Origin of the sequence: Paraburkholderia acidipaludis NBRC 101816 (genome assembly GCF_000684975.1) — a bacterium.
Taxonomy (GTDB): domain Bacteria; phylum Pseudomonadota; class Gammaproteobacteria; order Burkholderiales; family Burkholderiaceae; genus Paraburkholderia; species Paraburkholderia acidipaludis.
This window is the reverse complement of the sequence record NZ_BAXZ01000001.1, coordinates 91910-115473: the sequence shown is the minus strand read 5'-3', so window position 1 is coordinate 115473 and position 23564 is coordinate 91910. Positions and strand designations below refer to the sequence as shown.

General features: G+C 67.6%; 24 protein-coding genes. 16 read left to right on the top strand and 8 right to left on the bottom strand.

Annotation, left to right across the window (positions count from 1 at the left end; genetic code table 11):
• Window positions 1–42: 42 nt before the first annotated feature.
• The gene (gene flhA, locus BAC01S_RS00545; RefSeq protein ID WP_027793015.1) at window positions 43–2142 is read left to right on the top strand and encodes a flagellar biosynthesis protein FlhA; all 2100 of its coding nucleotides are present in this window, start codon (window positions 43–45) and stop codon (window positions 2140–2142) included.
• 61 nt (window positions 2143–2203) lie between these two features.
• Here the strand turns inward: flhA and BAC01S_RS00540 are convergent, their stop codons facing one another.
• Complete coding sequence (locus tag BAC01S_RS00540) at window positions 2204–2494, bottom strand: type II toxin-antitoxin system RelE family toxin (RefSeq protein WP_027793014.1); 291 nt, start codon at window positions 2492–2494, stop codon at window positions 2204–2206.
• Window positions 2481–2723, bottom strand: a complete 243-nt coding sequence (locus BAC01S_RS00535) for a type II toxin-antitoxin system Phd/YefM family antitoxin (protein WP_027793013.1) — start codon at window positions 2721–2723, stop codon at window positions 2481–2483. The genes BAC01S_RS00540 and BAC01S_RS00535 overlap by 14 nt, the downstream gene beginning before the upstream one ends.
• A 385-nt stretch (window positions 2724–3108) precedes the next feature.
• On the opposite strand from BAC01S_RS00535, the gene flhF reads away from it, so the two are divergent.
• From flhF to BAC01S_RS00520, 3 genes are read left to right on the top strand one after another with little or no spacing between them, the layout of a single operon-like run.
• Window positions 3109–5091 carry a flagellar biosynthesis protein FlhF gene (gene flhF / locus BAC01S_RS00530; RefSeq protein ID WP_027793012.1) on the top strand — a complete coding sequence of 661 codons (1983 nt, stop codon included), beginning with the start codon at window positions 3109–3111 and terminating at the stop codon, window positions 5089–5091.
• Window positions 5084–6037 (top strand): MinD/ParA family ATP-binding protein, encoded by a 954-nt coding sequence (locus BAC01S_RS00525; RefSeq protein WP_027793011.1) that lies wholly within the window; start codon window positions 5084–5086, stop codon window positions 6035–6037. The genes flhF and BAC01S_RS00525 overlap by 8 nt, the downstream gene beginning before the upstream one ends.
• Window positions 6038–6082: 45 nt before the next feature.
• The gene (locus tag BAC01S_RS00520) at window positions 6083–6814 is read left to right on the top strand and encodes an RNA polymerase sigma factor FliA (protein ID WP_027793010.1); all 732 of its coding nucleotides are present in this window, start codon (window positions 6083–6085) and stop codon (window positions 6812–6814) included.
• A gap of 105 nt (window positions 6815–6919) precedes the next feature.
• On the opposite strand, the gene BAC01S_RS00515 is transcribed toward BAC01S_RS00520, so the two are convergent.
• From BAC01S_RS00515 to flgA, 3 genes are all read right to left on the bottom strand, one after another.
• Window positions 6920–7366 (bottom strand): flagella synthesis protein FlgN, encoded by a 447-nt coding sequence (locus BAC01S_RS00515; protein ID WP_027793009.1) that lies wholly within the window; start codon window positions 7364–7366, stop codon window positions 6920–6922.
• A gap of 33 nt (window positions 7367–7399) precedes the next feature.
• On the bottom strand, window positions 7400–7753 hold the full coding sequence (flgM, locus tag BAC01S_RS00510) for a flagellar biosynthesis anti-sigma factor FlgM (RefSeq protein WP_027793008.1): 354 nt from the start codon (window positions 7751–7753) through the stop codon (window positions 7400–7402).
• Between the two features lie 100 nt (window positions 7754–7853).
• Window positions 7854–9233 (bottom strand): flagellar basal body P-ring formation chaperone FlgA, encoded by a 1380-nt coding sequence (gene flgA, locus BAC01S_RS00505; RefSeq protein WP_245616450.1) that lies wholly within the window; start codon window positions 9231–9233, stop codon window positions 7854–7856.
• 205 nt (window positions 9234–9438) lie between these two features.
• Between flgA and BAC01S_RS00500 the strand changes: the two genes are divergently transcribed.
• The 12 genes from BAC01S_RS00500 (at window position 9439) to flgL (ending at window position 21583) form a co-directional block, all read left to right on the top strand.
• Window positions 9439–9954, top strand: coding sequence for a flagellar basal body protein (locus BAC01S_RS00500; RefSeq protein ID WP_027793006.1), 516 nt, complete (start codon window positions 9439–9441; stop codon window positions 9952–9954).
• Between the two features lie 73 nt (window positions 9955–10027).
• Entirely contained in the window at window positions 10028–10453 is a 426-nt protein-coding gene (flgC, locus tag BAC01S_RS00495; protein ID WP_027793005.1) for a flagellar basal body rod protein FlgC, read from the top strand.
• Window positions 10454–10535: 82 nt separating this feature from the next.
• Window positions 10536–11255, top strand: coding sequence for a flagellar hook assembly protein FlgD (locus tag BAC01S_RS00490; protein WP_027793004.1), 720 nt, complete (start codon window positions 10536–10538; stop codon window positions 11253–11255).
• A gap of 26 nt (window positions 11256–11281) precedes the next feature.
• Complete coding sequence (flgE, locus tag BAC01S_RS00485; protein WP_027793003.1) at window positions 11282–12517, top strand: flagellar hook protein FlgE; 1236 nt, start codon at window positions 11282–11284, stop codon at window positions 12515–12517.
• A 46-nt stretch (window positions 12518–12563) separates the two neighbouring features.
• Window positions 12564–13322 (top strand): flagellar basal-body rod protein FlgF, encoded by a 759-nt coding sequence (gene flgF / locus BAC01S_RS00480; protein WP_027793002.1) that lies wholly within the window; start codon window positions 12564–12566, stop codon window positions 13320–13322.
• Window positions 13323–13403: 81 nt separating this feature from the next.
• Window positions 13404–14192: a flagellar basal-body rod protein FlgG gene (gene flgG, locus BAC01S_RS00475; RefSeq protein ID WP_027793001.1), complete on the top strand. Its 789-nt coding sequence runs from the start codon at window positions 13404–13406 to the stop codon at window positions 14190–14192.
• 31 nt (window positions 14193–14223) lie between these two features.
• Window positions 14224–14916: a flagellar basal body L-ring protein FlgH gene (locus BAC01S_RS00470; protein ID WP_027793000.1), complete on the top strand. Its 693-nt coding sequence runs from the start codon at window positions 14224–14226 to the stop codon at window positions 14914–14916.
• A gap of 41 nt (window positions 14917–14957) precedes the next feature.
• Window positions 14958–16112 carry a flagellar basal body P-ring protein FlgI gene (locus BAC01S_RS00465; RefSeq protein WP_062859415.1) on the top strand — a complete coding sequence of 385 codons (1155 nt, stop codon included), beginning with the start codon at window positions 14958–14960 and terminating at the stop codon, window positions 16110–16112.
• A gap of 9 nt (window positions 16113–16121) precedes the next feature.
• Entirely contained in the window at window positions 16122–17120 is a 999-nt protein-coding gene (flgJ, locus tag BAC01S_RS00460) for a flagellar assembly peptidoglycan hydrolase FlgJ (RefSeq protein WP_027792998.1), read from the top strand.
• A gap of 202 nt (window positions 17121–17322) precedes the next feature.
• On the top strand, window positions 17323–18081 hold the full coding sequence (locus BAC01S_RS00455; protein WP_027792997.1) for a flagellar brake protein: 759 nt from the start codon (window positions 17323–17325) through the stop codon (window positions 18079–18081).
• 189 nt (window positions 18082–18270) lie between these two features.
• The gene (gene flgK / locus BAC01S_RS00450; protein WP_027792996.1) at window positions 18271–20313 is read left to right on the top strand and encodes a flagellar hook-associated protein FlgK; all 2043 of its coding nucleotides are present in this window, start codon (window positions 18271–18273) and stop codon (window positions 20311–20313) included.
• A 28-nt stretch (window positions 20314–20341) separates the two neighbouring features.
• Complete coding sequence (flgL, locus tag BAC01S_RS00445) at window positions 20342–21583, top strand: flagellar hook-associated protein FlgL (RefSeq protein ID WP_027792995.1); 1242 nt, start codon at window positions 20342–20344, stop codon at window positions 21581–21583.
• Window positions 21584–21652: 69 nt separating this feature from the next.
• Here the strand turns inward: flgL and fliR are convergent, their stop codons facing one another.
• The 3 genes from fliR to fliP are packed head-to-tail and all read right to left on the bottom strand — an operon-like array spanning window position 21653 to window position 23551.
• Window positions 21653–22444, bottom strand: a complete 792-nt coding sequence (gene fliR, locus BAC01S_RS00440; protein WP_027792994.1) for a flagellar biosynthetic protein FliR — start codon at window positions 22442–22444, stop codon at window positions 21653–21655.
• A gap of 43 nt (window positions 22445–22487) precedes the next feature.
• On the bottom strand, window positions 22488–22757 hold the full coding sequence (fliQ, locus tag BAC01S_RS00435; protein ID WP_027792993.1) for a flagellar biosynthesis protein FliQ: 270 nt from the start codon (window positions 22755–22757) through the stop codon (window positions 22488–22490).
• Between the two features lie 23 nt (window positions 22758–22780).
• Entirely contained in the window at window positions 22781–23551 is a 771-nt protein-coding gene (fliP, locus tag BAC01S_RS00430; RefSeq protein ID WP_281175869.1) for a flagellar type III secretion system pore protein FliP, read from the bottom strand.
• Window positions 23552–23564 lie beyond the last annotated feature (13 nt).

Sequence of the window (23564 nt, the reverse complement as noted above, 5' to 3'; positions counted from 1 at the left end):
CTCGCCCAATGCGGCGCGCCGCGGCAACGAAGGAGCTTCTGAATGAACGCCCGCACCGGTTTTCTCGCGCGGCGCCCGGACGTGCTGCAAGGCACGAATCTGCGCGCGCTCGCGGGGCCGATCCTGATCTGCATGATCCTCGGCATGATGATCCTGCCGTTGCCGCCGTTCCTGCTGGATCTGCTGTTCACGTTCAACATCGCGCTTTCCGTGGTCGTGCTGCTCGTCAGCATGTACACGATGAAACCGCTCGACTTCGCGGCGTTCCCGAGCGTGCTGCTCTTCTCCACGCTGCTGCGGCTTTCGCTGAACGTGGCGTCCACGCGGATCGTGCTGCTCGAAGGCCACACCGGCCCCGGCGCCGCGGGCCAGGTGATCGAGTCGTTCGGCCACTTCCTCGTGGGCGGCAACTTCGCCGTGGGTATCGTCGTGTTCGTGATCCTGATGGTCATCAACTTCATGGTGATCACGAAGGGCGCGGGCCGGATCGCCGAAGTGGCGGCGCGCTTCACCCTCGACGCGATGCCGGGCAAGCAGATGGCCATCGACGCCGACCTGAACGCCGGCCTCATCAACGAAGAGTCGGCGCGCAAGCGCCGCAGCGAGATCGCGCAGGAGGCCGAGTTCTACGGTTCGATGGACGGCGCGAGCAAGTTCGTGCGCGGCGACGCCATCGCGGGCCTGATCATCATGGTGGTCAACATCGTGGGCGGGCTGATCGTCGGCGTCGTGCAGCACGGCATGGACTTCGCCTCGGCCGGCAAGACCTACACGCTGCTCACCATCGGCGACGGCCTCGTCGCGCAGATTCCGTCGCTCGTGATCTCGACGGCGGCCGGCGTGATCGTCTCGCGCGTGGCGACCAACGAGGACATCGGCAGCCAGCTGACCAACCAGCTCTTCACGAACCCGCGCGTGCTGATGATCACCGGCTCGATCATCGGGATGATGGGCCTGATTCCCGGCATGCCGCACTTCGCGTTTCTGCTGCTGGGCGGCGGCTCGATCCAGCTTGGCCGCATGCTGAAGAAGAACGCCGAGGCGAAGAAGGCGAGCGCCGTGCTGGTCGACGCCGTGCCCACCGCGCTCGCGCCCGCCGAGAACACCGAGGCGAGCTGGGACGACGTCGCGCTCATCGACACGCTGGGCCTCGAAGTGGGCTACCGCCTGATTCCGCTCGTCGACAGGAACACCGACGGCGAGCTGCTCAAGCGCATCAAGAGCATCCGCAAGAAGTTCGCGCAGGAAATCGGCTTCCTGCCGCCCGTCATCCATATTCGCGACAACCTCGAACTGCGGCCGAACGCCTATCGCATCACGCTCAAGGGCGTGGAAGTGGGCTCGGGCGAGGCCTACCCGGGCCAGTGGCTCGCGATCAATCCGGGCCAGGTGAGCGCGGCGCTGCCCGGCACGCCGACTTCGGATCCCGCGTTCGGCCTGCCCGCCATCTGGATCGACACGAACCTGCGCGAGCAGGCGCAGGTGTTCGGCTACACGGTCGTCGATTCGAGCACGGTGGTCGCCACGCACCTGAACCACCTCGTGGTGACGCACGCCTCGGAGCTGCTCGGCCGCCGCGAAGTGCAGGCGCTCATGGAGCGCGTGCAGAAGGACACGCCCTCGCTCGTCGACGACCTGGTGCCGAAGGTGCTGCCGGTCACGACACTGCAAAAAGTGCTGCAGAACCTGCTGGAAGAGGGCGTGCCGATTCGCGACATGCGCACGATCATGGAGTCGCTTGCCGAGCACACGCCGCGCGTCACGGATGCGCACGAACTCACGGCGGCGGTGCGCATCGCGCTGGGCCGCGCGATCACGCAGCAGTGGTTCCCGGGCAGCGGCGACATGCAGGTGATGGGGCTCGACGCGAATCTCGAGCGCGTGCTTTCGCAAACGCTCACCTCGGGGCCGAACCCGGGGCTGGAGCCGGGGCTTGCGCACACGCTGCTCACGCAGACCGAGAACGCCATGGCGCGCCAGCAGACCTTGGGGCTCGCGCCGGTGCTGCTCGTGCAGCACGCGCTGCGTCCCATGCTCTCGCGCTTTTTGCGGCGCAGCCTGCCGCAGTTGAAGGTGCTCTCGTATGCCGAAGTGCCGGATACGCGCAACGTGAAGGTGGTGAACGTGGTGGGCGGCGGCTGAGGAAGGGCGCCGTAGCGCGCGATCGGGGAGACGAGGGGCCCGCTTCGGCGGGCCTTGGTGTTTATTGCAGCCGCTGCGAAGCGGCGTGATAGACCCGGCTCGCCTCGCGCTTGCCGACCGCGATCACGGCCACGACGAATTCGCCGTCGATCACGCGATACACGAGGCGATAGCCTAACGCCGCGAGCTTGATCTTGTAGCAGTCGGGCATGCCATGTAGCCGGGCCGATGCGACATGCGGATGTTCGAGCCGCTCGGCGAGCTTCTTTTTGAACTGCATGCGAACGGTGGCGTCGAGACGCTGCCACTCCTTCAACGCAGACTCCAGGAATTTCAGTTCATAGGTCCTCAAGCTTGACGCTCACGGCTTTTTCGCCGGCGCGTTCCTTGACGATCTTCGCCAGTTCGAGGTCTTCCAGGCGCTCGCAGATCGCTTCCCAGGCGGCGGCCGGAATCAGGTACGCGACGGGCTTGTTTCGATTGAGCACCGCGACAGGACCACGCGCCTTTTCGATCGCCGCCGTAGGGTTGGTCTTCAGTTCGCTGATGCCGATGGATGCTCGGGCAAGAATGTTTTCCATTGTGCTGATCCTCGCGGGGAGCCGGCTTGCGCGCCATCAACCCTGCTCAATTCATAACTGAATAAAGGTCTAATAATAGGTCATTTAATTGGTCTTGTAAAATCGCGGCGACAGGATGCCGGTCAATCTTTCAAGCTTGCCCGCCGGTTGACGCGCCCCGTCCAGCCCTTCCCCCCGTCTGTTACCCATCCCACGAATTACCCGCATTTCTCCGGCTTGATCCATCGATCGTCACAAGGCCGCCCCGGAAATAATTCCATCATCGGAAAAGGTCCTGCGCGCGGCGTCGAAGTTGGCGTGCGCGGCCCGCAAGGATCGTCAACGCACGAGACCAGCAGCAAACGAAGGCGGCAAGCGTGCCGCTCACCTCTACCGGGGGCCCAGCTTGAACATTCGCAAATTCATCGGCGGTACCAGCCGCGACGCGTTGCGCCTCGTGCGCGAAGCGCTGGGTGCCGACGCCGTGGTGCTGTCGAACCGCACGCTCGACGACGGCACCGTCGAAATCGTCGCGCTCGCGGACAGCGATCTCGCGGCGATCGCACCCGCCGATGCCGCGGCAGCCGCCGTCGCCGCGCAACCGGCCGCCGCCTCGAAGTTCGGGCGCCCGGCGGCCAGCCAGGGCGCCGCGAATCCTTACGCCGGCGGCGTGCCGGACGTGTTCTCGTCGGTCTTCGGCGCGAGCCCCGAGGTGGGAGCGACGCCGGGCGCCGCAGCCGCCTCGGCCGGCCTGTCGGGCTATGCCGGCTACAACAGTGGCGACGACAGCGACGATGACGCCGACGACGCCGACGTCTCGGTCGCGCTGAAGGGCGTGCAGAAGCCCGACGTGTACGGCACGCCCGCGCAGACCGGCTCCACGGGGATGCCGGGCGCACTGGGCGAAACGTTGCCGGGCAGCCGCGCAAACGTTGCGGCGAACGCCGCCGGCCAGGCGCCTGCGTCGATCGCTGCGGGCGCCGCCCGCGCCGCGCAACGGCCGCTCGCCGCGCGCGACGCCGCTTCGATGCTGGAGCAGGCCGCCGCGCATGCGATTCTTCCCGATTCGCCCGTCGCGGCGCGCGGGCCGCGCACGATGGCCGAATCGAATCCCTGGCTGATCGACCACGCCCGCCGCATTGCGAACCAGCAGGAAGGCGTGCGCGCCGCCGGCATCTCGCCGGCCGACGCGATGGCGAAAGGCCTCGGCATGCCCGCCGACCCGGTGCGGCCGCCCGGCGTGGACACCAGCACGCCCGAGTGGGCGCGCGAAGCCGCCGAAGTCGCGGCACGCCGCGCCGCCGCGCGTCTTGGCCACGGTCCCGAGGCCGTGGGCCCGGCGCCCGCCGGAGCGGCCGCCGGCGCCGCGCAAGGCGTGAACGAAGCGATCCGCTCGCGCATCGAGCAGGTGGTCAACGAGACCGTGATGCACGAGCTCGCTTCGATGCGCGGCATGATGGAAGAGCAGTTCGCGGGCCTCCTGTGGGGCGAGCGCCAGCGCCGCAGCCCGCTTCAGGGCTTGCTCACGAAGCAGCTCTTCGCGGCCGGCTTCTCCGCCCAGCTCGTGAAGATGATGATCGACCGCCTGCCCGCCGTCGAAACGGAAGAGGCCGGCATGGAGTGGATCCAGTCGGTGCTCGAATCGAATCTGCCGGTGCTGGAAAACGAAGACGCGCTGATGGAGCGCGGCGGCGTGTTCGCGCTGATGGGGCCGACGGGCGTGGGCAAGACCACCACTACGGCCAAGCTCGCGGCGCGCTGCGTGATGCGCTTCGGCGCGAGCCGCGTGGCGCTCCTCACCACCGACAGCTACCGGATCGGCGGCCACGAGCAGCTGCGCATCTTCGGCAAGATCCTCGGCGTTTCGGTGCACGCGGTGCGCGACGGCGCGGACCTGCAGCTCGCGCTCACCGAACTGAAGAACAAGCACATCGTGCTGATCGACACCATCGGCATGAGCCAGCGCGACCGCGCCGTGGCCGACCAGATCGCCATGCTGTGCGGCGCGGGCCGTCCCGTGCAGCGCCTCCTGCTGCTTTCGGCGACGAGCCACGGCGACACGCTCAACGAAGTCGTGCAGGCCTACCAGAGCTCGCCCGACAAGGCGCCGCTCACGGGCTGCATTCTCACCAAGCTCGACGAGGCGACCAATCTGGGCAGCGCGCTCGACACGGTGCTGCGCTACAAGCTGCCGGTGCACTACGTCTCGACGGGCCAGAAGGTGCCCGAGAACCTGTACGTGGCCACGCGCCGCTTCCTGATTCGCAGCGCGTTCTGCGTGCCGCGCGAGCACTCGCCGTTCGTGCCGCATGAGGACGACATCCCCGCGCTGCTTTCCGCGCTCTCGCTGCGCACGGGTTCGCAGGCCCACGAGGTTCAGTTTGGATAAGTTCGTGATCGATCAGGCCGAAGGGCTGCGGCGGCTGCTGGCGCGCGTCGGTTCGCGCGTGGTCGCCGTCACGGGCGGCCCGGGAGAGCCGGGGCGCACCACCACGGTGGTCAATCTCGCCGCCGCGCTCACGGAGCAGGGCAAGGACGTGCTCGTGATCGACGAGTGCCTCGGGCCGCGCTCGGTGTGCACGATGCTCGGCGGCGTGCGCGGCGCGGGCAATTTCGCGGCCGTGATGAGCGGCGAGATGACGCTGGCCGACGCCGTGGGGCGGCATCCGTTCGGCTTCGGCGTGCTGGCCGCCTCGCGCGACAACCGCGCGGGCTACACCGGCGCGCAACTCCAGAATGTGCTGTCGGGGCCCGCCGACGTCGTGCTGATCGATGCCCAGCTCGACGCCGAAGGCGCCCTGTCACCGCTCGCCTTGCACGCGCACGACGTGCTGATCGTGATGCGCGTTTGCGCGCAGTCGATCACCGACACCTACGCCTGCGTGAAGCGGCTGCATTTCGCGCACGCGATCGGGCAGTTCCGCGTGCTGGCCAACCAGGTGGCGAGCGTGGACGAAGCGCAGTCCGCCCTCGACAACCTGGCGGGCGTGGCGAGCCGCTACCTGAGCGTCGCGCTGGAAAGCGCGGGCTGCGTGGCCGCCGACCCGCATATGGCGCGCGCGGTGCAGCTTTCGCGCTCCATCGTCGACGCCTTTCCGTCGACGGCGGCTGCCCGCGACTTTCGCCATCTCGCCGATGCCTTGCCGCACTGGCCCATGCGGCCGGCGGTGTCGTCGCGCTTGCCGGGCGCCTCGCGCCTTCCGGGTGCCGCGGCGGCCGCCGCCGCGGACGCATTCGTTTCAACCGTTACCGGCGTTCCATCCGGGCCCGAGCCGGCCCATGCGGGCTGGCGGGCCGATCCGCCCGCCCAGCGGCCTTCGACGCAGCCCGCGTGAGCGGCGCCGGGGAACGTTGCAGAGGACATGATGCAGGAGAGCACGATGTACAACGCTCAAGGAAAAATCTCGCAGGCCGACGTGCTCGCGAAGTACGCGCCGCTCGTGCGGCGGCTCGGGCTGCAGCTCGTCGCCAAGATGCCCGCGAGCGTTGACCTCGACGATCTGATCCAGGCCGGCATGATCGGCCTCCTCGACGCCGCCAACCGCTACAAGGAAGATCAGGGCGCCCAGTTCGAGACCTATGCGAGCCAGCGCATTCGCGGCGCGATGCTCGACGAGCTGCGCAGCAACGACTGGTTGCCGCGCAGCCTCAGGCGCACGTCGCGCGAGGTGGAGTCGGCGGTCCATCAGGTCGAGCAGCGCCTCGGGCGCGCGGCGAGCGAAACCGAAGTCGCCGATCACCTGAGCATGCCGCTCGACGAATACCAGTCGATGCTGCAGGACCTGCACGGCAGCCAGCTCATCTACTACGAGGACTTCGATCGCTCCGCCGAGGACGAGCCGTTCCTCGACCGCTACTGCGTCGATCATTCGGATCCGCTCTCGGCGCTGCTGGACGACAGCCTGCGCGGCGCGCTGATCGAGGCGATTGACCGGCTGCCCGAGCGCGAAAAGCTGCTGATGTCGCTCTACTACGAGCGCGGCATGAATCTGCGCGAGATTGGCGCGGTGATGGAAGTGAGCGAGTCGCGCGTGTGCCAGCTGCACAGCCAGGCCGTGGCGCGGTTGCGCACGCGGCTGCGCGAAATGGCGTGGGCGGGGACGGAGAACTAGACGGGGAACCGGGAGGGGGTGCTCGTTTCGGGCCCCGAGCCGCGCAGCAACAAAAAAGCCGAAGCGCAAAACGCTTCGGCTTTTTTGGTTCAGCGTAACCCGCCGTCAGAGTCCAAACGCCGGCAAGCGCCCGTCCGGGCCATACAGCAGCGGCGTGGAATTGCCCGTGTCGCCGCGCAGGATCGCCAGCGCGCGGCGGTTATGTTCCATGCGCGTGCGGATCATCATGCCGATCGTGAGGTTGCTGCGGCGCGCGCGCTCGGTCGAGCCCTTGAGTAGCGCCCACTGGCCCGCTATGCGTTCGTCGCTCTTGCTCGCCAGTTCGAGTCCCTTGGGGCCGGCCGGCAGGCCGAGGCCCGCGAGTTCCGCGTCGCGCACCTTCTCCAGACCCGCGAGGCGCTGCGTGAGCGTCGTTTTCTGCTCGACGATCTGCGGCAGCGAGCCTATGCCGCCCAAGGTCGTGAGCGCCTTCTGCTCGACAGCGAGCAGCGAGGCGAAGGCCTCCACCGTGGCGTGTTCGTCGATCAACGTGGCTAACAGGGCGTCTTTCATCTTGCGCTGAAAAAAACGGTAAGGGTACGGGTCTTAATTTCCCGAGGCCGGCGTGAGCAGGTCGCGCGCGGTTTGCAGCACGCCGTCCGCGATCTTGCCGGTGTCGATCTGCAGCGTGCCGTTGCGGATCGCGCTCTTGATCGACTCGACCTGAGCCGTGTCGATGTCGGCGGAGCCGCTCGCGGCGAGCGAACGCAGCGACGACGACAGGCCGGACAGGCTCACGTTCGCATCCTCGCCGGCGCTGCTTGACGAAGCCTGCGCCGGTGCGCCCGATGTGCCGCTGGCGCTGGTGTTCGTCGTGCCGGCGGCGTCGCTTTGCTGCGTGCGCGCCGCGCCGTCTTGCAGCGGGAGCGTGCCATTGCTGGTGGTGGAGTCGATTTTCACGATGGGCCTTCCTGATCGATTTGATCGTGATATCGGCAAACCGCGGCCCGAACTTTAGCGCGAAACTCCTGCCGTTACATGCTGTTACGTGTGCTGGCGCTCATATCTGTATCTGCACGGTGTTGGCGTCCTTCACGACGCCCGTAATGATCTGGCCCTGGGGCGTGCGCACGCGGACCAGCTGGCCGGGCGCGGCGTTGTTGAGCACGCTGCCTTCGGACGAGATGGTGAAATTGGTGCCGACGGCGATGACCTTGACCGTCTGGCCGATCATCACCGAGGAGGCGCTGCGCAGCATGTCGGTGCGCAGCGGCAGGCCCGCCGAGATGCGCAGCAGCGCGAGGGCGCCGGCGGCCTGCGACGGATCGGTGACGACGGTGCGCGGCAGGCTCGCGAGGTCGGCCTCGCGCGGCACGAGATCGGCGACGGAGAGCGTCTCGCCGGGCTCGATCTGGCGCCCGGACACGTAATAAGTGACGTCCACGGTAACCCGCGCGGAGACGTAGAGCGTCCACGGCTTCGCGCCGACGCAGCGTATGCCCACGGTCGTTTGGCCCCAACTGCGCGCGCCGGGCGGCATGAACGGTTCGAGCGAGTCGCACGCGGCGAGGCCGCGCGGGAAGACGGGCGAGACGGTCACTGCGACCTTGCCGGGCAGACCGACCGACTGCTGCTGGAGGAAGGCGAGCGCGGTCTTGCGGATCGTCTCGCCGTCCTCCTGTCCCGCCGGGACCGGCTGGGCGGGCGCCGAGGCGACGCTCTGGGGAAGCGGTGCGGCGCGCGGGCTGGACGCGGCGGCGTTTGTGCCAGCGTTGGCGCCCGCGACTGCGGCGGCGTAGCGCTGCACGGCGGCGGCGCGCGCGTTGGCGGCTTCGTAGGCGGCATGGCTCGCGGCGGGTGCGCTCGTGCCGGACGCTTCGACGACAACCGGCGCCACGCGCGTTGCCGCCGCGCCCACGTTCACACGGGGCAGCGCGTTCGCGCCGTAGCGTGCGCCGGCGGCCGGGGCCGAGGTGGGCAGGGCGGTGCCGGGCGCGGGAATCGTGACGACCTGCGGCGCGTCCGCGGCACTTGCCCCCGCGCCGGCTCGTTCGCCCGGACCGGGAATCGTGATCATGCCGTTCTGCGCTTCGTCGCTCGCGCCCGATGGCGTCGCTGGGCGCGCGAGGGCCGCGGGGCTCGTTTGCGGGTACGCCGGGTAGGCGGTCGGGTGTGCAGCTGGATTGCCGCCGGTGTTCGTCGCCGCCGCGCCGCTGCCGGGCGCCGCGAGCATCGCGCTCATGCGGGCCGCATCGGCGCCGCCGCGATCACCGGGGCCCGCAATATAGATCTGCCCGTCCGCGGCCTGGGCGTGCGCGAGCGCCGCGCCCGCAAGGCCGCAACACAGCGCGAGAAGCCGTGCAAGACGGGCAAACGCACGGCCGCGCGAGCGCCGGTCCATGCCGGCGCGAGGCGCTCGGAAAGGGGCAGTCTGCGGCATCGTCGTTCTCCATCTCATGCATTGACACGCATCGCATTCTAGGCGGCGCTCCCCGCGCGCTTGCGTTGAATAGAGGGGCGCTTTACCGGCTATTCGTCCGATTGGTTCTTGCCAGCCGCACCTAACATTCCTCTCCATGCGAAAAGGTCTGCGCATGCCGTGTGCGCGCTGACCGCCTTTCATTTCGTGCAACGGAGGACGCCCGATGCTGGACAAACTCGACGCCGAATTCGCCTTCGGCCGCGAAGCGCTCGATGTGCGCGCCACCCGTCAGGCGCTCTTGTCGGCGAACATCGCGAACGCCGACACGCCGGGATATCTCGCGCGCGACGTCGATTTTTCCGCGTCGCTCGCGGGCGCCCTCAGGCAGGCGGGCGCGACGGCCCCGGCCGGCATGGCGGCCCCGGAAAGCGGCGGCGCCGCGCCGCTCGCGATGGCGCAGCCGGCGGGCGTGACGAGCGGCATGACGATGGCGGCCACCGAAGCCGGCCACATGATGGGCAACGCAAAGCTGATCCCGACGGGCGGCCCGACCACGCAGTACTCGAGCCCGCTCATGTACCGCAATCCCGTGCAGCCCGCGCTCGACGGCAACACCGTCGATCTCGACACCGAGCGCGTGCAGTTCGCCGACAACGCGCTGCACTTCGAAACGGGCATGACGGTGCTTTCGGGGCAGATCAAGACGATGATCTCGGCGATCACGTCGGGTTCGAGCTAAGCATCCAGCACAGCGGCAACGCACAACGACAGCGCAGGACACGAGTTCGCATCGCAGTGAGGTCAATGAAACCATGCCATCCCTGATGAATATTTTCAGCGTTGCCGGCTCCGCCATGACGGCCGAGTCGCAGCGCCTGAACGTGACGGCGTCCAATCTCGCCAACGCCGATTCCACCACGGGCCCCGACGGCCAGCCGTACAAGGCGAAGCAGGTGGTGTTCGGGGTCGACCCGCTCGGCGGCGCGCGCACGGCCTCGGGCCAGCAGGTGGGCGGCGTGAAGGTGACGGGCGTGATCGACGACCCGACGCCGATGAAGCAGACCTACGACCCGAGCAACCCGGCCGCGGACGCCAACGGCTACGTGACGATGCCGAACGTCGATCCGGTGCAGGAGATGGTGAACATGATTTCGGCGTCGCGCTCGTACCAGGCCAACGTCGAGACGCTGAACACCGCCAAGCAGCTGATGCTCAAGACCCTGACGATCGGCACCTGAGCAGGATTCGGGCTGGCCGATCGGGCAAACGTTACGCAAGACCACACGCAACGAAAGACGAAACGCATCCGAGGAGAACGCGTTGACCACCAACACCACCATCGGCGGCAGCTCCGCCACCGTGTCGCAGCAGCTGCTCGACACGATGAACGGCACGAGCGCGTCGAGTTCCGTCAGCGGCACGAGCGCGAGCGATCTGCAGCAGACCTTCCTGCAGCTGCTCGTCACCCAGCTGCAGAACCAGGATCCGACCGATCCGATGGACAGCTCGCAGATGACCTCGCAGCTCGCGCAGATCGACACGGTGTCGGGCATCAGCCAGCTCAACACCTCGCTCACGTCGCTCTCGACGCAGCTCTCCGCGAGCCAGAACGCTCAGGCCGCGCTGCTGGTCGGTTCGACCGTGCTCGCCTCGGGCAGCAGCTTCGCGGTCACGGCCGCGAGCTCGGGTTCGGGCGACGCGACGGCGCAGCTCGGCGTGTCGCTGCCGTCGGCGGTTTCGGACGTGAAGCTCACGATCACCAATTCGTCGGGCCAGGTCGTCAACACGGTCGACCTCGGCGCGCAGTCGGCGGGCACGGTGCCGGTCACCTGGACGCCGACCGACTCCTCGGGCGCCGCGCTGCCGGCCGGCACCTACACGGTCAGCGCCGCGGCCACGACCAACGGCCAGTCCGCCACGGCCACCGCGCTGGTCGCGAGCCAGGTGACCGGCGTGCTCCAGCAGGCGAGCGGCGCAGCGGCTCTCCAGCTCGCCAACGGCAGTACGGTCGCGCTGTCGAGCGTGGCCGGCATCGAATGATCACGACATAACGCGGAGCAGAAAACATGGGCTACCAGCAAGGTTTGAGCGGTCTAGCCGCGGCGTCGAACGACCTCGACGTGATCGGCAACAACATCGCGAACGCGGACACGGTCGGCTTCAAGCAGAGCACGGCCGAGTTCGCGGACGTCTACGCGAACACGCTCGCGACTTCGGTGAACAACCAGATCGGTCTTGGCGCGGCGCTCGCGAACGTGCAGCAGGACTTTGCGCAGGGCACGATCGACACGACGGGCCAGGCGCTCGACGTGGCGATCAACGGCAACGGCTTCTACCAGATGTCGAACAACGGCACGCTCACCTACACGCGCAACGGCGTGTTCCAGCTCAATTCGAGCGGCTACATCACCGACTCCGCGGGCAACGAGCTGATGGGCTACGCCGCGAACTCGGCCGGCGTGATCAACACCGCGCAGACCGTGCCGCTGCAGGTGCCGACCACCAACATCGCCCCGCTCGCCACGACCTCGGTCTCGGCGGAGGTGAACCTGGACGCGCAGGCCTCGGCACCGACCGTCACGCCGTTCAGCCCCTCGAATTCGAGCAGCTACAGCTACTCCACCTCGATCACGGGCTACGACTCGCTCGGCGGCACGCAGACGATCAATCTGTACTACGTGCAGTCGGCCACCGGCTCGGCCAATGTCTATGCGGTGAACAACGGCACGACGACGGACCTCGGCACGATGACGTTCAACTCGTCGGGCACGCTCTCGGGCACGACGACGGCGGCTGGCGCCGCGACGGCCACCTCCGGCGTCTTCAACCTGACGATCAACCCGACCGACGGCGCGGCCACCGGCCAGAGCATCGCGATCGACGTCAACGGCACGACCCAGTACGGCAGCGCGAACGGCGTGAACAACCTCACGCAGAACGGCTACGCGAGCGGCACGCTCTCGAACTTCACGATCGGCACCGACGGCACCATCACGGGCAACTACTCGAACGGCCAGACCATGGCGCTCGGCCAGATCGTGGTCGCCAACTTCAACAACCCGAACGGCCTCGTGAACCTGGGCGGCAACCAGTTCCAGGAAACGGCGGCTTCGGGTGTCGCGCAGGTGTCGACGCCGGGCAGCACGAACCACGGCACGCTCACGGGCGGCTCGGTGGAAGAGTCGAACGTGGACCTGACGAACCAGCTCGTCGACCTGATCACGGCGCAGCGCAACTATCAGGCCAACGCGCAAACCATCAAGACGCAGCAGACCGTCGACCAGACGCTGCTGCAGATGTAAGCCGGTTATCGGCCATCCATCGGGCATCTGAGGAAACGGGCGAATCATGGACCGACTGATCTATACAGCGATGACGGGCGCCGGCCAGGCGCTCGAGCAGCAGGCCACCGTGGCGAACAACCTGGCGAACGTTTCGACCACGGGTTTTCGCGCGCAGCTCGCCAACTTTCGCGACGTGCCGATGTCGTATGGCGACGGCTCGACGGTGAACGACGACACGACGCGCACCTTCGTGATCTCGGCCACGCCCGGCTCGGACATGACGCCCGGCGCGATCACGAAAACGGGCAATCCGCTCGACATCGCGATCCAGGGCCAGGGCTTCATGGCCGTGCAGACGCCCGACGGCAACGAGGCATACACGCGCGCGGGCGACCTGCATGTCGACGAGAACGGCCAGCTCGTGACCGCCAACAACTATCAGGTGATCGGCAGCGGCGGCCCGATCGCGGTTCCGCCGGGTTCCGAGGTGACGATCGGCAAGGACGGCACCGTCTCGGCCATCGCGCCGGGCAGCCCGCCCTACGCGATCGCGGTGATCGACCAGATCAAGTTCGTCAATCCGCCCGCGGGCACGCTCACGCGCGGCGACGACGGCCTCTTCCGCACGGCCGACGGCAACGCCGCCGACGCGGACCAGACGGTCCAGATCGCGCCGGAGTCGCTCGAAGGCAGCAACGTCAATCCGGTGGCGGCGATGGTCTCGATGATCACCAACGCGCGCCAGTTCCAGATGCAGACGAAGCTGATGACGACCGCCGACCAGAACGACCAGACGGCCGACCAGCTGCTGCAGTTCAGCTAGGCATCCATCCAGGCACCAACCAGGCATTGAAAGCCGCGCCGCGCGCGGCACGAATGTGGCTAAAACGGGGAGAAAGACACCGTGAACCGATCGCTCTACATCGCCGCCACCGGCATGAATGCGCAGCAGGCGCAGATGGACGTGATCTCGAACAATCTCGCGAACGTGAGCACCAACGGCTTCAAGGGCTCGCGCGCCGTGTTCGAAGACCTGATGTACCAGACGCTGCGCCAGCCGGGCGCGAACTCCACGCAGGAAACCGAGCTGCCCTCGGGCAGCCAGGTCGGCACCGGCGTGCAGCAGGTCGCGACCGAGCGCCTCTACACGCAGGGCAACCTGCAGCAGACCGGCAACTCGAAGGACGTCGCGATCAACGGCGCCGGCTTCTTCCAGGTGCAGATGCCGGACGGCACGACGGCCTACACGCGCGACGGCTCGTTTCAGACCAACGAGCAGGGCCAGCTCGTCACCTCCAGCGGTTACCAGGTGATTCCGGCCATCACGATTCCGCCGAACGCCACCTCGCTCACGATCGGCACCGACGGCGTGGTGACCGTCACGACGCCGGGCTCGTCGAACAACACGACCATCGGCTCGCTGCAACTCGCCATGTTCATCAACCCGGCCGGCCTGCAGTCGAACGGCGAGAACCTGCTGTCGGAAACGGCTTCGTCGGGCGCGCCGATCGTCTCGACGCCGGGCCTGAACGGCTCGGGCACGCTCAACCAGGGCTACGTGGAGGCCTCGAACGTGAATGTGGTGCAGGAGCTCGTGAACATGATCGAGACCCAGCGCGCGTACGAAATCAACAGCAAGGCGGTCACCACGTCCGACCAGATGCTGCAGACCCTGAGCCAGATGTCGGTCTGACGTCGGGCATGGAATCGAGGCGGTAAAGAGCATGGCGGTACCTACCCATCTTCGCAGACGCGCGGCGGCCCTCCTGGCCGGCGCGGCCTTCATGGCGCTCGCCGGCTGCGCGTATTACCCGAAGCGGGAGCCGATCACGCAGCAGCCGATGACGGCCGTGCCGCCGCCGCCGCCGCCCAACGGCTCGCCCGGCGCGATCTTCAACCCGGGCTATGCGGGCCGGCCGCTCTTCGAGGACCAGCGGCCGCGCAACATCGGCGACATCCTGACGATCATCATTTCGGAAAACATCAACGCCACCAAGTCGTCGGGCGCCAACACGAACCGTTCGTCCACCACGCAGTTCGGGACCACGAGCTCGGGTTTCCTGAGCGGCCTGTTCGGCAAGATGAACATGAATTCGAACGGCTCGAACGTGTTCGCGGGCACCGGCGGCGCCGCCGCCTCCAACACGTTCACCGGCGTCCTCACCGTGACCGTGACGAACGTGCTGCCCAACGGCAACCTCGTCGTGTCCGGCGAAAAGCAGATGCTCATCAATCAGGGCAACGAATTCGTGCGCTTTTCCGGCGTGGTCAACCCCAACACCGTTGCCGGAGACAACTCCGTGCTCTCCACCGACGTCGCCGACGCGAAGATCGAATACTCCGCGAAGGGCGTGATCGACGAGGCCGAGACCATGGGCTGGCTGCAACGCTTTTTCCTGAACGTCGCGCCATGGTGAAGATCCGCTTCCAGCAGGCGCGCCGCTCGCGCGTGAAAGACATGCTCGCGGCCCTCGGCGTGGCGCTGGGCGTCGCGTTCGCGTGCGGGGCGCTGCTCGCGTTCTCCACGCCCGCGCGCGCCGAGCGCGTGAAAGACCTCGTGCAGTTCCAGGGCGTGCGCGACAACCCGCTGATCGGCTACGGCCTCGTGGTGGGCCTCGACGGCACCGGCGACCAGACCACCCAGGCGCCGTTCACGATGCAGACGCTCTCGAACATGCTCGCGAACCTCGGCATCTCGATCAACAACACCTCGAACAGCGCCACCGTGAACGCGCAGGCCCTGGCCAGCATGCAGCTGAAGAACGTCGCCTCGGTCATGGTGACGGCCGTGCTGCCGCCGTTCGCGCGGCCCGGCGAGCAGATCGACGTAACGGTGTCCTCGCTTGCGAACGCCAAGAGCATACGCGGCGGCACGCTGCTGCTCACGCCGCTCAAGGGCGCGGACGGCCAGGTGTACGCGATGGCGCAGGGCAACGTGGCGGTGGGCGGCGCGGGCGCCTCGGCCAACGGCAGCAAGGTGCAGGTGAACCAGCTCGACTCGGGCCGCATTCCGGCCGGCGCGATCGTGGAGCGCGCGGTGCCCTCGCCCGTGGCGCAGCAGGGCGGCATCCTGCAGATGGAAGTCAACGACATGGACTACGACACGACGCAGCGCATCGTGTCGGCGATCAACAACATGTTCGGCCAGGGCACGGCCATGCCGCTCGACGGCCGCACGATCCAGGTGCGCGGCCCCGCCGACCCCGCGGCGCAGGTGGGCTTCATCGCGCAGATCCAGGACCTCAACGTGACGCCGGCGCAGCCGGAGGCGAAGGTGATCCTCAACGCGCGCACGGGTTCGATCGTCATGAACCAGATGGTGACGCTGCAGAACTGCGCCGTGGCGCACGGCAATCTTTCGGTGGTGGTGAACACGCAGACGGTGGTGAGCCAGCCGAACGCGTTCTCGAACGGCAATACGGTGGCGGCGCGGCAGTCGCAGATTCAGTTGAAGCAGGACAACGGATCGCTCAAGCTCGTGACGGCGGGCGCCAGTCTGGCGGAGGTCGTGAAGGCGCTCAACGCGCTCGGCGCGACGCCGGCGGACCTCATGTCGATCCTGCAGGCGATGAAGGCGGCGGGCGCACTGCGCGCCGACCTCGAAATCATCTAAGGAACCCGGATGGACAACTCGAAGATCGGCAGCAGCCTCGACCTTACCAACCGCTTCGCGCTGGACGTGCAGGGCTTCGACGCGATGCGCGCGGCGGCCAACGCGTCGCCGCAGCAAGGCGTGAAGGCGGCGGCGAAGCAGTTCGACGCGGTGTTCACGCAAATGATGCTCAAGAGCATGCGCGAAGCGACGCCCGACGACGGCCCGCTCGACTCGAAAGACGGCGACAACTTCGTCTCGATGCTCGACCAGCAGCTTTCGCAGCAGATGTCCGACAAGGGCATCGGCGTGGCCAACGCCATGCTCAAGCAGCTCATGCGGACCATGGGCGGCGCCCAGGGCGCGGACGGAGCCGGCGGCGCGGCCGACGCGCTCACGGGCCTCGCCGGCCAGGGCGCGGGAGCGGCGGGCGCGGCAGGCGGCAGCGAGGGCAACCTCGCGATGCTCAACGCGCTCGGGCGCGCCTACGGCAACGCTTCGGCCAACGGCTCGCTCGGCAATGGCTCGGGCTATGGCCCGAACGGCGCGCTCGTGCCCGCCGGCGCGAGCGGCGACGCCTCGGTGGACGGCTTCGTGGACAAGCTCGCCAATGCCGCGCAGCAGGCCAGCTCGGCAACCGGCATTCCGGCGCGCTTCATCATCGGCCAGGCGGCGCTCGAATCGGGCTGGGGCAAGCGCGAGATCAAGAAGGCCGACGGCACGACGAGCCACAACGTCTTCGGCATCAAGGCCTCGAAAGACTGGACCGGCAAGACGGTGTCGACCGTCACGACCGAATACGTGAACGGCCAGCCGCATCGCGTGGTGGAGAAGTTCCGCGCCTACGACTCCTACGACGATGCGATGGCCGACTACGCGGGCATGCTCAAGAGCAATCCGCGCTATGCCTCCGTCATCAACAGCGCGCACAGCGCGGAAGGCTTCGCGCAGGGCATGCAGCGCGCCGGCTACGCAACGGACCCGCACTACGCGAAGAAGCTGCTGTCGATCATGAAGCTGATGGCCTGAAGCCGGCGCCTGGCGGCCGCGGCAAACTGCGTGTAAACGTTACGGCCTGCCGTCACGGCTTGTAATATTTTTGTGCTGAACCCTAAATTTTCCCGCCGCTTTGCCGCTAAAGCTGGCGAGAGGGGAAAGAGAGGGTGGCAAATGCCGCCCGGAAGGCGCGCGCCGGCCGCGTGCCTCAGGTCCACGAAATTCCGGCAGGCCCATGAATACCGTTCACTCGAATCACACTGACCAGGCTGGGGACGAAGACGAGATCCCCGATTTCGGTCGCCGCAATCCGCTCGAAGTGGGCGTGCAGTTGCGCAATCTCGCCAACCGCGGCGATTTCCTCACCCTGCAGTACCGAGGCGGCCAGCTCGTCACGCGCATTCTCGACGTCAACACGCGCACGCTCACCTTCGTGTTCGACTGGGGCGGGGTCGCGGACCAGAACAGCGGGGTGCTCGACACGCCGCAATGCCAGTTCCATGCGTCGCCGGAAGGCGTGCGCGTGGAGTTCAACACGCCCACGCCGCGCCGTACCGAGTTCGAAGGGCGGCCCGCGTTCGAGGCGTCGTTCCCCGAGGTGCTTTTCTACGTGCAGCGCCGCGAGTACTTCCGCGTCGACACGCCCGTGCTCGAGCCCTGCATGTGCCGCGGCACGCTGCCCGACGGCGAGCGCTTCGCGTTCGAGGTGCATGACGTGTCGCTCGGCGGCGTGGGGCTGCGCACGAGCGACGAACGCGCCGGCACGATCAACATGGGCGCCTACCTGCCCGACATCGAGCTCGACCTGCGCGCGTACGGCAAGCTGCGCGTCGATCTCGCGCTCGTCGTGCTGCGCTTCATCGACCTGCCCAACGGCGAGCGCCGCTATCACCTCGGCATGCGCTTCGAGGCGCTGCCGGGTTCGACCGAAAACAGCCTGCAGCGCTATATCACCCAGCTCGAAATGAAACGCCGCTCGCTCGCGCGGGCCTGAGCGAAACCGCCGCGCCATGCCGGCGCGCCCGGCGCCGGCGCGGTTGCGGCAAACGTTTCCCGCGCGGCTTTCCGCGCGCGCCGGCACTCAATTTTCGTCGCGCGCTGCCGTTATAAGAGGGAGTCCACCCAACGCGGCCGCCTCCGGCTGGGCGCCCCGGCGGATGGACGTTCACGAGGATCACGACGGATGACCACGAATATCTTCTCGATCGGCTTGAGCGGTTTGCAGGCGGCCCAGATCGGTATCGCGACTGCGGGCGAGAACATCAGCAACTCGAGCACCGCGGGCTACGACGTCGAATCGGCGGATTACACCGAGGCCACCGGCCAGAACTCGGGCTCGGGCTATATCGGCAATGGCGTGACCACCGCGACGATCACGCGCGCGTACAGCCAGTACCTGACCACGTCGCTCAACAACGCCCAGTCCACCAACAGCTCGCTCACGGCCTCCTACACTCTCGCGACGCAGCTCTCGAATCTCGTGGGCAGCCCGACCTCCGGCATCGCCTCGTCGATCACCGCGTTCTTCACGGGCATGCAGACGGCCGCGAACTCGCCCTCGGACACGTCGACGCTCCAGACCGCGCTTTCCGACGCGCAGACGCTCGCCGCCGAGATCAACGAGACGGGCCAGCAATACGACGCCATGCGTCAGAGCGTGAATACGCAGCTTTCGAACGCGGTGTCGCAGGTCAACACCTATTCGCAGCAGATCGCGCAGCTCAATACGCAGATCGCTTCGGCGACCACGGCGGGCCAGCAGCCGAACCAGTTGCTCGACGAGCGCGACCAGGCCGTGGCGAGCCTCTCGCAGCTGGTGGGCGTGCAGGTCGTGCAGAGCAACAACGGCAGCTACAGCGTCTTTCTCGGCAACGGCCAGCCGCTCGTGACGGGCGCCCAGAGCTACAGCCTCACCACGCAGCCGTCGAGCACCAACTCGTCCGAACTCACCGTGGCCTGGAGCGGCCTCACGGGCTCGAGCACGACGCCGCAGCCGCTTTCGTCGGCCGCGCTGCAAGGCGGCACGGTGGGCGGCCTCGTGTCGTTCGTCACGCAGACGCTCGACCCGGCCCAGGCGCAGCTCGGCGCGATCGCCACGAGCTTCGCGGCCCAGGTCAACGCGCAGAACGAAGCGGGCTACACGGCCAGCGGCGCGGCGGGCGGGGCGCTCTTCTCGGTGAGCCCGGCGCTCGTCACCGGCAACACGAACAACACGGGCAACGCCTCCGTGGCGGTGACGCTGACCGATCCGACGCAGCCGCCCACCGACAACTACGCGCTTTCGTACTCGACCGCGAGCGGCACCGGCACCTGGACGCTCACCGACACGACGACCAACGCCGTCGTCGGCTCGACCACGACCCAGCCCAGCACGGCCAACCCGTTCGTCGCGGGCAACATGAGCATCACGTCGACCGGCACGATGAACAGCGGCGACTCGTACTCGATCCAGCCGACGGCCAATGCGCTCGACAGCTTCGGCGTCGCGACCACGGACGCGAGCGCGATCGCCACCTCCTCGCCGGTGCTGGTCGCGGCGAGCAGCACGAACACGGGCTCGGGCACGATCACGCAGTACTCGACCACGGCCGGCTTCACGGTGCCGAGCAGCCCCGTCACGCTCACGTACACGGCGCCCACGGCCCCGGCGACGAGCGGCACGCTCTCGGGCTTCCCGACCGGTACGACCGTGAGCGTCACGACTCCCGGCTCCAGCACGCCCACGACGGTGACGATCGGCTCCGGCACGCCGCCCGCCACCGGCGTGAGCTACGACCCCAGCACGGGCGCGACGATCACGATCACGGGCCCGGCAGCGGACGGCCTGAACAACGTGAGCTTCACGATGACGGGCACGCCCGCGACCAACGACACCTTCACGATCTCGGCGAACACGGGCGGCACCCAGGACGGCAGCAACGCGCTGGCGATCGCGAACCTCGCGTCGAGCACGGCGTTCACGGGCACGACCACGCTCACGAGCGCGTACGCCAGCTACGTGAACTCGGTCGGCAACACGGCGACCCAGCTGGATGCATCCAGCACCTCGCAGCAGTCGCTCGTCACGCAGCTCACGTCGCAGCAGCAGTCGGTGGAAGGCGTGAACATGGACGAAGAGGCGGCCAACCTGGAGCAGTACCAGCAGCTCTATCAGGCCAACGCCCAGGTGATCCAGACCGCGGCGACGATGTTCCAGACCCTGATCGGCATTTTCGCAGGCGCTTGACCGGCATTTTTTATTGAGGCGTTGACCCATGCGTATCGCGACTTCCGAGCTCTACACCTCCAGTCTCATGAACATGGAGAACCAGCAGGCCCAGCTGCTGCAGATCGAGCAAGAGGTGTCGTCGGGCCAGGCGATCACGAGCCCGGCGGAAGACCCCGTGGGCGCGGCCCAGGCCGTGCAGCTCTCGGCCACGAGCGCCACCCTTTCGCAGTACACGGCGAACCAGAGCACGGCGCTCTCGTCGCTGCAAACGGAAGGCTCGGCGCTCACGAGCATCACGACCACGCTGCAGAGCGCCAATTCGGCCATGCAGTCGGCCATGAGCGGCACGATGAACAACGCGGACCTCTCGGCGCTCGCCCAGCAACTGGAGGGCTACCGCAGCGAGCTGATGTCGTATGCCAACACCACGGACGGCTCGGGCAACGCCATCTTCTCGGGCTTCCAGAGCACGTCGTCGGTGTTTACGAACAACGCCAGCGGTGTCGGCGTGACCTACAACGGCGACGCGGGCCAGCGCATGATCCAGGTGTCCGGCTCGAGCCAGATCGCCGTCGCCGACCCGGGCAGCTCGGTGTTCATGAGCGTGCCCTCGGTCGGTTCGGCGGCCGTGCCCGCGGGCGATGCGAGCAACTCGGGCACCGGCACGATCAGCGCGGTCACGGTGACCAACGCTTCGGCGTCCACCAACAACGACAACTACTCGATCGCGTTCAGCACCGACCCGACGACCGGCGCGCTCGCCTACACGGTGACCGACAGCACGGCCGGCACCAGCGTGGGCCCCACGGACTATACGGCCGGTTCGGCGATCCCGCTCGGCAGCGGCATGAACGTGACGATCTCGGGCACGCCGGCCGTCGGCGATTCGTTCTCGGTGCAGCCGGGCACTTCGTCCGCCTACAGCGACGTGTTCGCCACGCTCGACAACGTCATTGCCGCGCTCAACACGCCGTCGCAGAACAACACCTCGGCAAGCGCCAACCTCGACAACGCGCTCACGACCGGCATGACCGCGCTCAGCAATTCGCTGTCGAACGTCACCACGATCCAGGCCTCGGTGGGCGGCCGCGAGCAGGAAGTCGAGGCGCTGCAGACCGTGACCTCGACGAATTCGCTGCAGGTCTCGACCAACCTCTCGAACCTCACGAGCACCGACATGACCTCGGCGATCACCCAGTACACGGAAGTGGAGAACGCGCTGACGGCCTCGCAGAAGACCTTCGCGGCAACCCAGAGTCTTTCGCTCTTCAACTACATCAACCCCTGAGCCGCCCCGGCCGGCGCTGGTGCTTCGGCACCGGCTCCGGCCCCGGCCGCTGCCGGCCGCTATCGCCCGCTACCTCGCCGAACCCAAGGCCGTCGCCACACGCCCCATCTGGTCGATGCCGGCATCGAAAAGCCGCGCGAAAAACGGGATCAGGTTCGGCACCATCATCAGCACGAGCAGCATCCCCACGAGCGTCGTCAGCGCGAAACCCACCTGGAAAATGCCGATCTGCGGCGCGGCGCGGTTCAGGATGCCGAGGCACAGATTGGAGATCAGGAGCGCGACGATCACGGGCAGCGCGAGCAGGGTGCCCGTGGCGAACAGCATCGATCCCCATTCCGCGATCTGGCGCCAGCCCGCCGCCCCCAGCACGTTCGCGCCGATCGGCACCGACTGGAACGAGTCCACGAGCGCGGCGATCATCTGCAGATGGCCGTCGAGCACGAGGAACGTGAGCATGGCGAGGGTGTTGAGCAGGCTGGAGACCGCCGAGGCGTTGGTGTCCGCCTGCGGATCGAAGAAGTTCGCGAAGCCGAGCCCCATGCCGAGGCCCATGAGGTCGCCCGCCGTCATCACGATGCCGAAGACGATCTGCATGATGAAGCCGAGCGCCACGCCGATCAGGAACTGGTTCGCGAGGATCCACACGCCGTCGGCCGAAAACACCGTGACCTGCGGCATGGGCCCGAGCGTGGGCGCGACGATGAGCGCCGTGAACGCGGCGAGGCCGATCTTCACGCGCGCCTGCAGCGACTGGTTGCCCAGCACCGGCGCGGCCGCGATCAGCGCGAGGATGCGCGTGAACGGCCACAGGAATGCGGTGAGCCAGGCGTTCAGCTGGGCGTAGGTGACCGTAAACATCGTGCGCGAGCCGTGCGGAAAACCGGGTTGGGGGCGCCGCGCGCTAGCCCGCGAGCGTAGGGATGTTCGCGAATATGCGGTGCATATAGTCCACGAGCGTTGTGAGCATCCACGGCCCGGCGATCACGAGCGTCAACGCGATGGCGATGAGCTTGGGAATGAACGTGAGCGTGGTTTCGTTGATCTGCGTGGCGGCCTGGAAGAGGCTCACCATCAGGCCGATCACGAGCGACACGAGCAGGAGCGGCGCGGCCAGCAGCATCGCGACGTACATGGCCTCGTGGGCGAGGGTCATGACCATTTCGGGCGTCATGAGCGGGTCTCCTCAGGTAACACTCAGGTAAAGCTCTGCGCGAGCGAGCCGATCATGAGCTGCCAGCCGTCCACGAGCACGAACAGCATGAGCTTGAACGGCAGCGAGATCGTCGTGGGCGAGACCATCATCATACCCATCGACATCAGCACGCTCGCCACCACGAGGTCGATGATGAGAAACGGGATGAAGATCGTGAAGCCGATCTGGAAGCCCGTTTTCAGCTCGCTCGTGACGAAGGCCGGCACGAGCAGCGTGAGCGGCACGTCTTCGGGGCCCTGCATGGGCGCCGCGTGCGAGATGCGCGCGAAAAGCGCGAGGTCCGACTCGCGCGTCTGCCGCAGCATGAAGGTCTTGAACGGCGCGACGCCGCGCGAGACCGCCTCGTCCATGGGCAGCGTGCCGGCCGAGAAGGGCTTGTAGCCGTCGTTGTACGCCTTGTCGATCACGGGCGACATGACGAACAGCGTGAGAAAGAGCGCGAGGCCCACGAGCACCTGGTTGGGCGGCGTCGTGGTCGTGCCGAGCGCCTGGCGCAAGAGCGAGAGCACGATGATGATGCGCGTGAAGCTCGTCATCATCAGCACCATCGCCGGCAGGAACGACAGCATCGTGAGCAGCAGCATCGTCTGCACGCTCAGCGAATACGTGGTGCCGCCGCCGGGGCCCGGGCTCGTGTTGAAGGCGGGCAGGCCCATGGGCTGGGCGGCCTGTGCGTGCGCCGTATGCGGCAGCACGAGCGCGAGCGCCGCCGCGCCGAAGGTCAGCACGGCGGGTAGCAGCGCAGGCAGCATGGCCCGTGCCCGC

Excerpts from the sequence above, each read along its gene's own strand:
- BAC01S_RS00455 (WP_027792997.1), top strand. The coding sequence starts at position 17,323 with ATGAATACCGTTCACTCGAATCACACTGACCAGGCTGGGGACGAAGAC.
- flgE (WP_027793003.1), top strand. The coding sequence starts at position 11,282 with ATGGGCTACCAGCAAGGTTTGAGCGGTCTAGCCGCGGCGTCGAACGAC.
- flgK (WP_027792996.1), top strand. The coding sequence starts at position 18,271 with ATGACCACGAATATCTTCTCGATCGGCTTGAGCGGTTTGCAGGCGGCC.
- fliQ (WP_027792993.1), bottom strand. The coding sequence starts at position 22,757 with ATGACGCCCGAAATGGTCATGACCCTCGCCCACGAGGCCATGTACGTC.
- BAC01S_RS00470 (WP_027793000.1), top strand. The coding sequence starts at position 14,224 with ATGGCGGTACCTACCCATCTTCGCAGACGCGCGGCGGCCCTCCTGGCC.
- flgJ (WP_027792998.1), top strand. The coding sequence starts at position 16,122 with ATGGACAACTCGAAGATCGGCAGCAGCCTCGACCTTACCAACCGCTTC.
- fliP (WP_281175869.1), bottom strand. The coding sequence starts at position 23,551 with ATGCTGCCTGCGCTGCTACCCGCCGTGCTGACCTTCGGCGCGGCGGCG.
- flgC (WP_027793005.1), top strand. The coding sequence starts at position 10,028 with ATGCCATCCCTGATGAATATTTTCAGCGTTGCCGGCTCCGCCATGACG.
- flhA (WP_027793015.1), top strand. The coding sequence starts at position 43 with ATGAACGCCCGCACCGGTTTTCTCGCGCGGCGCCCGGACGTGCTGCAA.
- flgF (WP_027793002.1), top strand. The coding sequence starts at position 12,564 with ATGGACCGACTGATCTATACAGCGATGACGGGCGCCGGCCAGGCGCTC.
- BAC01S_RS00465 (WP_062859415.1), top strand. The coding sequence starts at position 14,958 with ATGCTCGCGGCCCTCGGCGTGGCGCTGGGCGTCGCGTTCGCGTGCGGG.
- fliR (WP_027792994.1), bottom strand. The coding sequence starts at position 22,444 with ATGTTTACGGTCACCTACGCCCAGCTGAACGCCTGGCTCACCGCATTC.
- BAC01S_RS00520 (WP_027793010.1), top strand. The coding sequence starts at position 6,083 with ATGTACAACGCTCAAGGAAAAATCTCGCAGGCCGACGTGCTCGCGAAG.
- BAC01S_RS00515 (WP_027793009.1), bottom strand. The coding sequence starts at position 7,366 with ATGAAAGACGCCCTGTTAGCCACGTTGATCGACGAACACGCCACGGTG.
- BAC01S_RS00535 (WP_027793013.1), bottom strand. The coding sequence starts at position 2,723 with ATGGAAAACATTCTTGCCCGAGCATCCATCGGCATCAGCGAACTGAAG.
- flgA (WP_245616450.1), bottom strand. The coding sequence starts at position 9,233 with ATGCCGCAGACTGCCCCTTTCCGAGCGCCTCGCGCCGGCATGGACCGG.
- flgL (WP_027792995.1), top strand. The coding sequence starts at position 20,342 with ATGCGTATCGCGACTTCCGAGCTCTACACCTCCAGTCTCATGAACATG.
- BAC01S_RS00500 (WP_027793006.1), top strand. The coding sequence starts at position 9,439 with ATGCTGGACAAACTCGACGCCGAATTCGCCTTCGGCCGCGAAGCGCTC.